Genomic DNA, 14148 nt, shown 5'->3' on the forward strand with positions numbered 1-14148 from the left:
AAACAAGCTCGATTTATGAAACAAAACCAAGATGTCATCGCTGAAGGATTCAAAGGAGAAAAGGCGATTGTCCTTCCCTATGCCGTATGCAATTACTTGGCAGACAATAGCATTACATCAAAATTACACATCACACATATCGGCTATTATCCCAATGCAAAAAAACACTACCGTGATCGTCAAGAAGGATGTAAGGAATATATTCTGATTTATTGCGAAGAAGGAACTGGTTGGATAAAACAGGATGAAACAACGCACAACCTTAAAAGAAACGATGTATTTATAATACCGAGAGATTGTGCACATTGCTATGGCGCAAAATCAAATGATCCCTGGAGCATCTATTGGATTCATTTCATCGGGACAGATGCGGCTCTTTTTAAACATATCATGGGCGAAGTGATTCATATAGATGACGCGGATTCAAACAAACATGCCAACCGCATCCAGCTCTTCGAGAGCATCTACAAAAACCTCGAGATGGGATACAGTCCAGAAAATTTGGAGTATACGAGTTTTTGCTTTCAATATTTTTTAGCTTCCATTCAATATCAGGCACAGTTTAGAGAAAGTAACCGAATCCAAGTAGACAATATCATACAGGACATTATCATATTTATGAAAGACAATCTGGAGACCAATATCAATTTGGATGATATTTCAGCACATTTCAACTATTCCAAATCACATCTTATTAACTTGTTCAAGCAGAAAACATCTTACCCACCCATGGTATATTACAATCAACTCCGTATGCAAAGAGCTTGCTCTTACCTACAATTTACACTACTTAAGATTAAAGAAATCGCATTCAAACTCCACTTTTATGACCCCTTTCATTTTTCAAAAGCGTTTACACGAGAAATGAAAATGTCGCCACAAGAATATCGCAAAAAATATCAAAAATAAAGTCGGTTAAACCCTTCGGATTCATAAGCCATCTAGACCAGCTACCTCTAAACGATTGGTTATAAGCGATTAGCTCTCCATTCGAACATCTTTTCTTGGCGCTATCTCTCACTCTTCATCGACACTCAAACCTGCCAATACACAACGTATAGCGTTTAGCGAAGTATTGCGGCATTATTCAAAATTGGGTGTCCTTTTCCCTAAAAATGCTGAAACACCTTCTTTGAAATCTTCTGTTCCGAACAAATGTCCGAAGGCATCCATTTCCAACTTATTTCCGTTTTGTTGTCTATCCTCAGCAGCATTAATAGCTGCAATAGCATTTGCCACTGCAACGCGCGAGCGCGTAAATATCTTTTGGAGTATTTCCTCCGCTCGGGCAATTAGTTTATCCTGTGCGATCACCTCATTGACCAGTCCTAGTTCATAAGCTCGCTGCGCATCAATCATATCGCCCGTTAAAATCATTTGCATAGCCTGTCCTTTTCCGATCAATTTGGGCAAACGCTGTGTACCTCCGTAACCCGGAATCAGGCCTAAAGAAACCTCCGGAAGTCCCATTTTGGCATTTTCAGAAGCTATACGGATATGGCAAGCTAAAGCCATCTCCAACCCTCCGCCTAAAGCATATCCATTTATAGCAGCAATAACTGGCTTCGGAGAACCTTCGATAAGATCCGTAAAGATAATATGCCCTCTTTCACTAAGCCATCGCGCCTGAATCACAGACAAATCCATAAATTCCTTGATATCCGCGCCCGCGGCAAATGCTTTATGTCCGGCGCCAGTCAGAATAATACCCCTTACATGATCATCGGAATTGAAATGTTTGAAGATATCTTGCAATTCATCAAGCGTTTCCTGATTTAAGGCATTCAGTTGCGGCTCGCGATTAATGATGACATAGCCAATACTATCTTTAATGGCATACTTTAAATTTGAATATTGAACCATAATTGCTAAAAATTAAAATGTAAGGATGCCGTAAAAGTATCAGAAGGAACTCCTTCTCCGCCTTTATAGCTTAATCTCTTTTTATACTCTAATCTAATCAATTTAAAGATATTATCCACCCCCACAAGTCCTTCTACATAAGGTTTATTTCGCACGGCTTTTGTTTGAATAATACCATCTTTGTCCGCTTCAAACTGAATATTTTCGGGCGTAACAAAGGGATTGTTGGCATCGCTTAACTTTCCATAAAAAGCCTTGAATCCTGTTACTTCACGCCACTTTAACCGTCTGAACAAAGGAATTCTATTAAAAAAGAAACCATTCCAATTGTGGTAATAAGTCAATTTCAAAAACTGGTCTGAAACAAATTCCGAGGTAGCCATCAAGTCAAAATTCACCAACGGGCCCTGCTTATCTTTAGTGACTTCTGGAAGTTCCAGTAAGGTATAAGGCAGGTGTTTCCCCCAAATTCTCCCGCCTGAGAATTCAAAATCAGCCTGTCCTGCTGGCGATAAGAACAATCGTTTGAACACACTGAACCGCAACGCATCATAACTATAATCTGCACCCCAAAATCCTTTCAGGCCTTTATTATATTGCAGGGTAAAAATGGGATATTTATTTTCTACTGTTCCTCTGTCGAGATTATGATAAGTAAATTCTTCATTCGGAGCCCAACGTAAAATCAGCTGTAGATCGTTTGTATTTACTTGGCGGACTGTATCCGGTATAGGTAGACTATTGATATAAAACAAATCACCGCGAGGCTGTCTGCGGGTATGTGTAAATGCCGTTCCTACACTAATATGGTTCCCAAATTCGATCAGATGATCGAGACGATAGATATCATTAAACTGCCATTTATTCGGTCTGTTTTTCCCAAAAGAACGGAAGAAACCATCTCCTTTTAAAAAACCCAAACCTCGCCCCGGTTCCATAACGTCGTGCTGTACAGTAAAACGTAAATAATTTGCCGGAAACTGAACAATACGTTCTCCATTTAAAGTAAATGCCGTACTCAAGTAGTATTTTAGTGCTTTGTCTTTATCGCCATAGGCTGTGTATCCTTCAATGTAGGCCTTTTCCGAAAACAAGCGTGTTGTTCGACCACTCATCCTAAAACGATTCCCTTCGTAATTATTACGGCTATAAAGATATTCCAGAGGACCAAACTCAACTTTCCCGGCATTATAATACCCCTTTGCCAATAAATAGCCCAATGCTACTAACTGATTAAAAGAACGCATATTCTGTACCGAATCAACTTTTTGATATGCCCCTAATTCAGCATGGCTTAATGGGCTTGGTCTGACCCCTACTATGGGTACATGCGGTGCGGACTGGAGGAGATACCTTTTTTCAACAGGTACACCCGCAAAATTCTCATTCGAAATAGAATCGGTGCGATGTCCTAAGTATTGGGTTTCCCTGCGCCCATACAATACATCCGACTTGCTCCCGCCAAATAACATTTTCAGGTCTGCATGAACGGGAAGCATGCTACCGTTTTTAAATTCGCTATAGCTGAGATCTATCTGCACGTCATTTATCCAATTGATATTTGCGGTACGTCCGATATTCAATGTCGCGCGATGAACCGCATACCTTGTATCATCTGAGATTAGTAGATCACCATAGAAGAGCAGATCAATTTCCGATTTACCTTCAAAATGGAGCTCAATATAATCCTTCCCCTCGATCTTTATCGTATCTTGAATTTTGTACCTATAAAACGCTGTAGCACCGGAAGCAATTGGACTTAAGACACCCTTGTTCGTGATCTGAATTGTATTATCATAGAGATCAACATCACGGAGTATCGTCTGGAAGCGTGTCTGCCAATTATCATTGTTAAAAAAGCGTGGATTTAATTCGGTCTGATTGTGGCTGATGACAATCTTCTTACTCCGATCTGGATTATGGGATGAATAGATATTAGCATAGTTTTCTTCCAAATAAAAGGGTGCAATGGTCTGCCCCCGAAAAGCTGTAGAATCGACATTTTCAAAGAGGAATCGGAATGGTTTCGGAAATTTTTTTGCTTTATCCTCAGGATTGACAAAACCAAATTGCGTCTTCTCGTATTCGTCAAAACGAATTTCAGGTATTCGGGTATAATGATTTTGTGGTCGATGCGCTATCACCTGTTCGATCAGTGCAATAGCTGGATCTTTAGGCTTTTTGTTTTTTCGATTGACCACGACCTCCTCTAATGTATTATTCGAGGCAATTAAATGCACCGTCAGCATAGAATCTTGTAAACGACGAACATCCACCGTCCGCCGCTCATATCCCACTGCTCCAAATACAAGTTGTCTGTATTTCTTGATGTCTAGAATCTTAAAATACCCAAGGGTATCACTACTACCACCACTATCTTCCCCAAGCCAGTTGATTGAAACCCTTGAAATGCCCTTGCCTGTTTGTGCATCAACAACCTTTCCACGAATAAAGTCCTGTGCAATTACTTGTCCGCAGATAACGAAGAAAAGTAACACACATAAAACATGAATCGAAAAAGATTTAACACACACTTTAAACGCCATCTGCAATTTGATAGGATTTCTTTTTTACAATATACAATTTGTATGCAAGAGTTATACCAATAAAAATAAAAAAAGCACAGCGAAATCGCCATGCTCTAATAAACAACAAGTATTTTAACAGAAACTTTATATTAATTTTAAAAGGCAGTCTGGATATACCCCAATTAAGATGGTAAGCATTACGGCAAGGAATAATACCAATGAATAATTCCACTGCACATTGACACAGGATTCGTCACTGTCTCTAAAGTACATCGCAACGACAACTTTTAAGTAGTAATACACAGCAATGCCTGCATTGATTACCGCCAATACGAGCAAAACAATATGATAATTTTCCATAACAGAAGAAAACATCATAAACTTACCGATAAATCCAGCTGTCAGTGGTATTCCCGCAAGAGAAAGCATGGCTATCGTGATGGCAAATGCGAGCAAAGGATTTCGTTTGCCCAAGCCATTAAAAGCCTCAAAATGCTCGGAGCCCGTCGTTTTCTTGACAAGGATCAATCCCGTAAAGGCAACAATGGTTGCTAGCGAATAGGCAAGGCCATAAGCAAAGATACTATTAGCCGAAGTAGCCCCAACTGCTACAATCGCAAATAACATATACCCAGCATGCGAAACACTTGAATAAGCAAGCATACGTTTGAAGGAAGACTGCATTAATGCAGAAATATTTCCAACAAATAAGGTAAGAATGGCGATCACTAAGAAAACCGGAGTCCAAAAATCTTGTAAAGGCAATAGACTATAACTGAATAAACGTAACAATCCAGCAAAAGAAGCAACTTTAACGACCGTACTCATATAACTCGTAATCAGTATCGGAGCTCCATCATAAACATCTGGTGTCCAGAAATGAAAGGGAACAGCCCCCACCTTGAACGTCAGTCCCACAATGAGGAGCAATATACCTCCATAAAACAAAGGCGAAATTGCCTGCGGGTTATTGACAACATAGTTTTTGATTTCACCTAAATCAAATGATCCTGTAGCACCGTACAACAGGGCAATACCAAACAGTAGAAACCCAGTAGAGAAAGCTCCCATCAAAAAGTACTTTAATGCAGCTTCATTTGATGCTTTGTCTCTTTTACGTATACCGACCAAAATATAAAGCGCTACAGACATAATTTCAATACCTAAAAAAAGCATTGAAAAATTATGATAACTATTCACAAGAACAGCACCTGTGAGGGAGAAAATCAATAACGAATAATACTCCGCAATTTGTCCCTCCTCATCAAAATATCCCTTTGAGATTACAAAGATGCACAAGGTAACCGCGATACATAAGACCGAGAAAGCAATAGCATAATGATCAAAATGAACCATCCCACTATAGAGAGGTCCGCTGGTAGAAGTCCAGTCATTCCATAAGAAACCAATAGCGACCAAGAAGCCAAGAATAGAAACAGGCAGCAGCATAGATTTCATCTTGAATAAACCAAGATAAAGGACGACTAATGCTAATATCGAAAGTGTAATTATTGCACCCATACAATTAAATATATCTATTATCTGCCTAAAAATGTACTTAAAACTTCCACAGAACCTGCAGAAAGGTTCAATAGGAAATTAGGGAATATACCAATATAAAGGATCAATACAGAGACCACTGTCAATACAATAAGTTCCGTTCCTTTTACATCTTCAAATTGTATAGTTCTTTCGGTCGTTTCTCCCAACATCGTTCCTTGATAAAGCCTAAGGATATAAACTGCACCCAGAATTAAGGTTAAACCCGCGAAAACCGCAAACCAAAATCCATATTGAAAGACGCCTTTCAATAATAAAAACTCACCAATAAATCCATTCGTTAATGGTAACCCCACTGCTCCCATACAAATAATCATAAAGAAGATGGCCAACCGAGGCGCCTTGCTTGCTATTCCGCCGAGCTCAGTGAGACTACGTGTCTGTGTGCGTTGCTGTATAATATCCAACACATAAAAAAGCCCTATCACAGAAATACCGTGATTTAACATTTGAATAGTTGCACCACTCAGGCCATTCGTATTCCATGTGAAGACACCAGCACTAATTAAGCCAACGTGGGCTATTGATGAATATGCGATCAATCGCTTCACATCATCTTGTTTAATTGCAATAATGGAAGCATAAACGATCCCAATAACGCATAAGATCATTGCAAAATGTCCGTATAGAGCAACACCAGCTGGTGCAATAGGCAATAGCCAACGCATTAAACCATAAACCCCCATTTTGAGCATGATACCCGCCAACAACATCGTACCTGCTGCAGGTGCGTTTGTATACGTATTGGGTTGCCAGGTATGAAAAGGAAAAATTGGTATTTTGATGGCGAAAGCAACAAAAAAAGCCCAAAATAACCATCTCTGTGTATTTTCCCCCAAATCTAATGCTATAAATGAAGTCCATTCAAAATCACGATTGGGCACTTGTTGATAGAGATAAAGAATACCGATCAACATCAAAAGGCTACCCAAAAAAGTATAAATAAAGAATTTCAAATTTACGCGAATACGATCTCCTTCACCCCAAAGTGCACAAATAAAATAAATCGGAATCAAGGCAATCTCCCAACCCACATAAAAAGTAAACGCATCCAAGGCCATAAATACGAGCAATAAGCCCGCTTGCATAAAAGCCATTAATGCATAAAAGTTTCCTTTATAATCCTTCTTAAAGGTTGTAGCAATAATTAAAGGCATCAGTCCATTCGTCAATAATATCAGCGGCAAGCTAATTCCATCAACGCCGATATGAAAATGAATATGCAATGAAGAAATCCATAGCCAATTTTGTTCAAATTGCATTCCGCCATTTGCGTCAAAAGTACAAAGGAAAGGAATAGTCAAGGCCAAAGACAGTAATGATAAAATCAAGGCAATAGACTTTGCAGCATTGGTCTTTAAGAACGTTAGAATCAACGCGCTTATTAACGGCAATAAAATAAGTAAAAACAAGTTATCCATCGATTACACCAAAATTAAAGACTCAACAATCCATAGATGAAAATGGCAATCACCCCAATTACCATCATCAATAAATAAAAACCAACATTACCATTCTGGAGCAAACGCAATACTTTTCCTGTATCAAATGTTGCTTTCCCGGCACCATTAACAACACCGTCAATGCCACGTTGATCCACAACATTCCCGAAGAAAGCCGAGAGCCAATTGATGGGACGTACAATGATGCTATCATAAAGTTCATCCACGTAAAACTTATTGTAAGATAGATTCGCCAAGAAACTTCTGGTACCTTCTCCCGCTTCAGGTAACTGTTGTCGTTTAACATACTTATTAAAGGCTAAAGCAACCATAATCAATACTCCAACAACAGAAACGGCCATTAATAAATATTCAGTACTGTGTTCCAAATGATGAGTTGCAGGCATTATTGCTTTTCCCTCTGAGAACACCGGCGCCAGGAAATCCTCAAGCCAATGATTACCACCCAAAACAGCTGGTAAGTTGATCACACCTCCAACCACAGAAAGTATAGCCAATACAATGAGTGGCATTGTCATACTCTTTGGAGATTCATGCAAATGATGTTTTTGCTCTTCCGTACCACGGAATGTTCCAAAAAAGGTCATAAACAGCATCCTAAACATATAGAATGCCGTCATTAATGCACCAATAAAACCTAAACCCCATAAGACCGGACTAGCGGCAAAAGCCCCTGCCAATATTTCGTCTTTGGAGAAGAAGCCAGAGAATGGTGGAATTCCTGCAATCGCGATTGTCCCCATCAACATCGTCAGATAAGTAATAGGCATTGCTTTCTTCAAGCCGCCCATTTTACGCATATCCTGTTCCTCACTCATACCATGTATAACAGATCCGGCCCCTAAGAATAGTAATGCTTTGAAAAAGGCATGAGTCAATACATGGAAAAACGCTCCCGTAAATGCTCCGACACCGAGGCCAAGAAACATATAGCCCAATTGTGAAACTGTGGAATAAGCCAATACTTTCTTAATATCATTTTGTGTCAATGCAATCGCGGCAGCTAACAGGGCTGTACAGATAGCTATGACAGAAATGAGCTGCAAGGTAAACGGTGAAAGAATAAACAATACATTGGAACGTGCAATCATATAAATACCGGCCGTAACCATCGTCGCCGCATGGATCAGGGCCGACACGGGGGTCGGGCCAGCCATGGCATCTGGCAACCAGGTAAACAAAGGTATCTGCGCCGATTTACCTGTTGCAGCAATAAATAACAAAATGGTAATGCTAACGACTGTGATATCACCAACAGCAAAATTCTTGGCCGCTGGAAATACAGTCGAAAATTCTAAGGAGCCAAAAGTCCCAAGTATTAAAAATACCGCAAGCAGAAAACCTAAATCCCCTATTCTATTCATCACAAATGCTTTTTTTGCTGCATTTGCATACGAACTATTTTTATACCAAAAGCCGATCAATAAATAAGAACATAGTCCTACACCTTCCCAGCCTATGAACATGACCAGGTAATTGGATCCCAATACCAATAGCAACATAAAAAAGATAAAAAGATTCAAATAAGCGAAGAACTTACCAAATCCATTATCATGATGCATATAACCAATAGAATAGACATGGATAAGGAAACCAATTCCCGTAACGATTAAGAGCATAATCGCACTTAACGGATCTACCAAAAAGGACAGACCGATCTTGAGATTGCCCACTGCAATCCAATCAAATACATGTTGTTCAATGATGCCTGCTTGTCCAGCTTGTCTCGCTTGGTAGACTTCGGAGAAAAGAAGGCAGCTACATACAAAAGAAATAAGCACTACAGCACTGCCAACAGCGCCTATCATACCTTTGGAAAAGGTATTCCTACCCAATCCATTCACTATAAACCCGATTAAGGGCAAAAGGGGAATCAACCAAACTAATTCACTCATCGTATTTATTTCTTAAGTTCTACCAACGAAGTTTATTTAAGGAATCGATATCCACAGACTTCGTATTCCGATATACCATAATAATAATCGCCAGGCCAACGGCAACTTCTGCCGCCGCCAATGCCATGATAAAGAAGACAAAGACCTGTCCAGACGCATCGCCATGCTGCACGGAAAAAGCAGCTAAAAGAAGATTCACCGCATTCAGCATCAATTCAATAGACATCATAATAATAATGACGTTACGGCGAATAAGAACACCGATAACACCAATAACGAAAATAATCGCACAAAAAATCAGATAATGATTTATTGGCACCCCCTGCAACTGTTGAACAACTGTTTCCATTAGATTTGTTTAGGTTCTTTCTTAGCTAATAATATTGCTCCAATCATTGCCGTCAATAACAATAATGATGATAACTCAAAAGGAAGCAAAAATTCGTTAAACAACACCTTACCCAGATTCTTAACCAACCCGATTTCTGGATTAACAACAGTCAAGGGATTAGAAATATCAAATACGCGGTATACACCGAAGAAAGTCACCAATAGGCAACAGCCGGCGATAACCCCCATAAACTTAACCAAGTTGGATTTCATGGGTTCGGTATCCTTATTCAGGTTGAGCAGCATCAATACAAATAAAAACAAAACCATGATGGCTCCCATATATACGATGAAATTCACCACAGCCAAAAACTGCGCATTCAAAAGAATATAATGTATTGTAAACGTAAAAAACGTAATGACCAGATACAGTACACTGTGTACAGGATTTTTTGTAAAAATGGTCAGCAGCGCAAAGAAAATAGACAAGAAGGCTACAAAATAAAATACTGTCATAATTTCCTGTTTTAGCTCTTTAATTTGGTAATATCAAAAGTTGGTTCTACCAATTTATCTTTTCCATAGATAAAATCCTTACGGAGATAATCTGCTGTCACATGCGGTCCATCCAGATAAATCGCTTCTTTCGGACAGGCCTCTTCACATAGACCACAGAAAATACAACGCAACATATTGATTTCATATACCGACGCATATTTTTCTTCGCGGTAAAGATTTTCTTCACCTTTTTTCCGCTCGGCAGCAGTCATTGTAATCGCCTCTGCAGGGCAGGACAAAGCACATAATCCACAGGCTGTACATCGCTCACGCCCTTCCTCATCACGTTTGAGCGAATGTTGCCCCCTGAAGTTTTTCGAATAAGGTCTTATTTCCTCAGGATATTTAATGGTTGGAATTTTCTTGAAAAAATGCCTTAATGTAATGCGTAAACCTTTGATAATAGCCGGAAAGTAAATTCTTTCCGAAAATGTCATCGGTTTTTGTTCAATTACTTTTTTACGATTGGTTAGTTGCATAAAAAGTCCTTTCTTATGAGAAATAAGTATCTTTAATCAATGTAAATACACCTGTAAGTACAATATTGGCAATCGCCAATGGAATCAACATCTTCCAGCCCAGATTCATCAATTGATCGTAGCGGAAACGTGGTAAGGTCCAACGCACCCACATAAAGAAAAAGATAAACAGCAATATTTTAATGAAGAATGCAACCACCCCAATGATCGTGATCATATTGGCCGACCATCCCAGATCATTCATAAAAGGGAAATTGTATCCGCCAAAATAAAGAGATGCCATCAGCGCGGAGGAAACAAACATATTGATGTATTCGGAAAACATATAAAGTCCCAATTTCATGGAGGAGTACTCCGTATGGTAACCACCAACAAGCTCCGTTTCACATTCCGGCAAATCAAATGGAACCCGATTACATTCGGCAAAAGCACAGACCATAAAAATGATAAAACCCAAGGGCTGTGACCAGATATTCCAATTGACAAAACCAGACTGTTGAGCAACAATTTCTTCCAGTGTCAAGGTACGCGTCACCATCAACAGAGCGATAAGCGACAATCCCATTGCAATCTCATAGCTGATACTCTGTGACGCTGCACGAATTGCACCCATAAGCGAGAATTTATTATTGGAGGCCCAGCCACCCAACATAATACCATATACGCCAAGTGCAATCACACCAAACATATACAACACCCCAACATTGATACCTTGCGCAACCTGCAAAGAAATTGTGCGATCTCCAATCTGCAATTCCTGTCCCCAAGGAATAACGGCTGAACTAATACATGCCGTTATAATCGCAATTGTAGGCCCCAAAATAAAGAGCACCTTGTGTGCGCCTGCAGGGATAATTTCCTCTTTAAAGAAAAACTTCCCCCCGTCACATAAAGGTTGTAAGATCCCGAAGATACCTGCCCGATCGGGGCCATATCGATCTTGCATAAAGCCTGCAATTTTACGTTCCGCAAGTGTCGAATACATCGCGATCACCAAGGTGATAACAAAAATAACAGACACCAGTATTAATTTTTCTATGACAAAAGACCACTCCATATTTGTGATTATTTCAATTTTTCTGTTCTAGCCAACTGTTCGCGATTTTGTTCCTGTAGTATCGGATTCTCCTTAACAACTTTCGGCGGATTAAATAACTCGTAGTGATTGGCAGAAATGACGGAATGTCGGTCTATTTCTGTCGGTTCCTCCAACACCCAATCGCTTGTTTTTTTCTGATCAAAGCGACAGGTATTACAGATAAACTCTTCCACTTCACCAAACTCATCCTTTCGAGCAGTAACCCGAATGACCTCTTCTCCCTTATACCATAAGGTTACCTTACCCGAACATGTCGGACAATCGCGATGAGCATCGACAGGCTTCGTAAACCATACCCTGTTCTTGAAACGGAAGGTTTTATCTGTCAATGCCCCCACAGGACATACATCAATAACATTTCCGGAGAAATCATTATCGATTACATTTTCAATATAAGTCGATATCTCGGCGTGATCTCCTCGTCCTAAGATACCGTGTACACGCTGGTCGGTCAACTGATTTGCGACATAAACACAACGGTAACATAAGATACAACGGTTCATATGCAATTGGATCTTATCGCCCAAATCAATGCGTTCGAAGGTACGTCGATCGAACTCGTAGCGTGTATTGGCACTGCCGTGTTCATATCCAAGATCCTGCAATTTACATTCACCAGCCTGATCGCAGATTGGACAATCTAAGGGATGGTTAATCAATAAGATTTCAACGACACCTTTTCTCGCTTCCACCACCTCTGGCGAAGTAATATTTTGTACTTCCATACCGTCCATCACCGTTGTACGACAAGAAGCCACCAATTTCGGCATCGGTCTTGGATCTTTTTCAGATCCCTTGGAGACTTTTACCAAACAGGTACGGCATTTACCGCCACTTCCCTCCAGTTTGGAGTAGTAACACATTGCCGGAGGGACTATATCGCCGCCGATCTGTCTCGCTGCATTTAATATGCTTGTCCCAGGAGCAACCTCTACCGGTATACCATCGATGGTGACCTTAAACTTTACATCTTCCGCTTCTGCCATGATATGATTAATTTATCGTTACAGCTTCTATTATGATACTATTGGTTGTAAAGGATCAGCATAATGTGCCAGTCCATAATTTCTTGTTTGTGACTCTTCCGGATGCAGGATATGCCATTCAAATTCATCCCTAAAGTGTCGTATTGCAGCTGCCACAGGCCATGCCGCAGCATCCCCCAATGGGCAAATCGTATTCCCTTCTATTTTTCGTTGAACGTCCCACAGTAAATCAATATCTTCCATAGCACCATGACCGCTCTCGATCTTATGCAGTACCTTCTCCATCCAACCCGTTCCTTCACGACAAGGCGAGCATTGACCACAGCTTTCATGATGATAGAATCGAGCAAAGTTCCAGGTATTACGCACCACGCACTGATCCTCATCAAATACGATGAAACCACCTGATCCAAGCATTGTACCAGTTTGGAAGCCACCATCAGCCAATGACTCATAAGTCATCAATCGGCTATTTCCAGCAGCAGTTTTCAAGATTAGATTAGCCGGTAAAATAGGCACCGAAGAACCTCCGGCTACGACAGCTTTCATTCGTTTCCCATTGGCAATACCACCACAATATTCGTCCGAGTAAATAAATTCTTCAACGGGCAGACCAAGTTCGATCTCATAGACCCCTGGTTTTACAATATTTCCGCTAGCGGAAATTAATTTTGTTCCGGTACTACGCTCTACACCGATCTTAGCATACTCTTCACCACCCAAATTAATAATGGGAACTGTCGTTGCAATAGACTCCACATTATTCACCACTGTCGGGCAGTTATATAAACCCGCTATCGCTGGAAAAGGGGGTTTAATACGTGGGTTACCTCGTTTACCTTCTAAGGACTCTAATAAAGCCGTTTCCTCACCGCATATATACGCTCCGCCTCCCGGTTGAACATAGATCTCTAGATCATACCCCGAACCCAAAATATTTTTACCCAAAAACCCTTTCTCCTTGGCTTCAGCAATAGCACGCTCCAGAATTCTGATCTGTGGCATCATCTCTCCACGCACATAGATATAAGACGTGTGAGCCCCCAAAGCGAAGCTGGATACAATCATTCCCTCAATAAGTGCATGCGGAATATGTGTCATTAGATAACGGTCTTTGAATGTCCCTGGTTCAGACTCGTCGGCATTACAGACCAAATAGCGCGGCACCCCCTCAGGTTTGGCCAAAAAGGACCATTTCATCCCCGTAGGAAAACCGGCTCCGCCACGGCCACGTAATCCAGACTTCTTAACCTCTTCGACAACATCCTCAGGAGACATTGTCTTTAATACTTTTTCAACAGCAACATAACCACCTTTTTGTCGATAGACCTCAAAGGTATTGATGCCCGGAACATCTATATGAGTCAACAAAAGTTTACGTGCCATA

Annotated in this window: 12 protein-coding genes; 1 reads left to right on the forward strand and 11 read right to left on the reverse strand. The window is 40.4% G+C overall.

The window, feature by feature from the left end; all coding sequences use genetic code 11:
- The first annotated feature begins 15 nt into the window (after positions 1-15).
- Positions 16-909 (forward strand): AraC family transcriptional regulator, encoded by an 894-nt coding sequence (locus A9970_RS11715; protein ID WP_182982386.1) that lies wholly within the window; start codon positions 16-18, stop codon positions 907-909.
- A 174-nt stretch (positions 910-1083) separates the two neighbouring features.
- On the opposite strand, the gene A9970_RS11720 is transcribed toward A9970_RS11715, so the two are convergent.
- The 11 genes from A9970_RS11720 to nuoF all read right to left on the reverse strand — a co-directional run bounded on the left by A9970_RS11720 (position 1084) and on the right by nuoF (position 14147).
- A complete protein-coding gene (locus A9970_RS11720; RefSeq protein WP_153844494.1) occupies positions 1084-1863 on the reverse strand; it encodes an enoyl-CoA hydratase/isomerase family protein in 780 nt (259 codons plus the stop codon).
- Positions 1864-1868: 5 nt separating this feature from the next.
- A complete protein-coding gene (locus tag A9970_RS11725) occupies positions 1869-4409 on the reverse strand; it encodes a DUF5686 family protein (RefSeq protein ID WP_182982387.1) in 2541 nt (846 codons plus the stop codon).
- Positions 4410-4535: 126 nt separating this feature from the next.
- Positions 4536-5912: an NADH-quinone oxidoreductase subunit N gene (locus tag A9970_RS11730; protein ID WP_182982388.1), complete on the reverse strand. Its 1377-nt coding sequence runs from the start codon at positions 5910-5912 to the stop codon at positions 4536-4538.
- A gap of 17 nt (positions 5913-5929) precedes the next feature.
- The gene (locus tag A9970_RS11735) at positions 5930-7372 is read right to left on the reverse strand and encodes a NuoM family protein (RefSeq protein WP_153844497.1); all 1443 of its coding nucleotides are present in this window, start codon (positions 7370-7372) and stop codon (positions 5930-5932) included.
- A 14-nt stretch (positions 7373-7386) separates the two neighbouring features.
- Positions 7387-9309: an NADH-quinone oxidoreductase subunit L gene (gene nuoL / locus A9970_RS11740; RefSeq protein ID WP_182982389.1), complete on the reverse strand. Its 1923-nt coding sequence runs from the start codon at positions 9307-9309 to the stop codon at positions 7387-7389.
- Positions 9310-9328: 19 nt separating this feature from the next.
- Positions 9329-9658 carry an NADH-quinone oxidoreductase subunit NuoK gene (nuoK, locus tag A9970_RS11745; protein WP_153844499.1) on the reverse strand — a complete coding sequence of 110 codons (330 nt, stop codon included), beginning with the start codon at positions 9656-9658 and terminating at the stop codon, positions 9329-9331.
- Positions 9658-10155 (reverse strand): NADH-quinone oxidoreductase subunit J, encoded by a 498-nt coding sequence (locus tag A9970_RS11750; protein ID WP_046673083.1) that lies wholly within the window; start codon positions 10153-10155, stop codon positions 9658-9660. The genes nuoK and A9970_RS11750 overlap by 1 nt, the downstream gene beginning before the upstream one ends.
- 11 nt (positions 10156-10166) lie before the next feature.
- A complete protein-coding gene (locus A9970_RS11755; protein WP_070560982.1) occupies positions 10167-10676 on the reverse strand; it encodes an NADH-quinone oxidoreductase subunit I in 510 nt (169 codons plus the stop codon).
- A gap of 13 nt (positions 10677-10689) precedes the next feature.
- A complete protein-coding gene (gene nuoH / locus A9970_RS11760) occupies positions 10690-11733 on the reverse strand; it encodes an NADH-quinone oxidoreductase subunit NuoH (protein ID WP_182982390.1) in 1044 nt (347 codons plus the stop codon).
- Positions 11734-11741: 8 nt separating this feature from the next.
- Positions 11742-12761: a 2Fe-2S iron-sulfur cluster-binding protein gene (locus A9970_RS11765; protein WP_120335211.1), complete on the reverse strand. Its 1020-nt coding sequence runs from the start codon at positions 12759-12761 to the stop codon at positions 11742-11744.
- A gap of 30 nt (positions 12762-12791) precedes the next feature.
- Positions 12792-14147 carry an NADH-quinone oxidoreductase subunit NuoF gene (gene nuoF, locus A9970_RS11770; protein WP_153844502.1) on the reverse strand — a complete coding sequence of 452 codons (1356 nt, stop codon included), beginning with the start codon at positions 14145-14147 and terminating at the stop codon, positions 12792-12794.
- Between the last annotated feature and the right edge of the window lies 1 nt (position 14148).

It is taken from the genome of Sphingobacterium sp. UME9, from assembly GCF_014170215.1.
GTDB classification, from domain to species: domain Bacteria; phylum Bacteroidota; class Bacteroidia; order Sphingobacteriales; family Sphingobacteriaceae; genus Sphingobacterium; species Sphingobacterium paramultivorum.

Coding starts and splice junctions, on each gene's coding strand:
- A9970_RS11715 (WP_182982386.1), top strand. CDS start 16: ATGAAACAAAACCAAGATGTCATCGCTGAAGGATTCAAAGGAGAAAAG.
- A9970_RS11720 (WP_153844494.1), bottom strand. CDS start 1,863: ATGGTTCAATATTCAAATTTAAAGTATGCCATTAAAGATAGTATTGGC.
- A9970_RS11725 (WP_182982387.1), bottom strand. CDS start 4,409: ATGGCGTTTAAAGTGTGTGTTAAATCTTTTTCGATTCATGTTTTATGT.
- A9970_RS11730 (WP_182982388.1), bottom strand. CDS start 5,912: ATGGGTGCAATAATTACACTTTCGATATTAGCATTAGTCGTCCTTTAT.
- A9970_RS11735 (WP_153844497.1), bottom strand. CDS start 7,372: ATGGATAACTTGTTTTTACTTATTTTATTGCCGTTAATAAGCGCGTTG.
- nuoL (WP_182982389.1), bottom strand. CDS start 9,309: ATGAGTGAATTAGTTTGGTTGATTCCCCTTTTGCCCTTAATCGGGTTT.
- nuoK (WP_153844499.1), bottom strand. CDS start 9,658: ATGGAAACAGTTGTTCAACAGTTGCAGGGGGTGCCAATAAATCATTAT.
- A9970_RS11750 (WP_046673083.1), bottom strand. CDS start 10,155: ATGACAGTATTTTATTTTGTAGCCTTCTTGTCTATTTTCTTTGCGCTG.
- A9970_RS11755 (WP_070560982.1), bottom strand. CDS start 10,676: ATGCAACTAACCAATCGTAAAAAAGTAATTGAACAAAAACCGATGACA.
- nuoH (WP_182982390.1), bottom strand. CDS start 11,733: ATGGAGTGGTCTTTTGTCATAGAAAAATTAATACTGGTGTCTGTTATT.
- A9970_RS11765 (WP_120335211.1), bottom strand. CDS start 12,761: ATGGCAGAAGCGGAAGATGTAAAGTTTAAGGTCACCATCGATGGTATA.
- nuoF (WP_153844502.1), bottom strand. CDS start 14,147: ATGGCACGTAAACTTTTGTTGACTCATATAGATGTTCCGGGCATCAAT.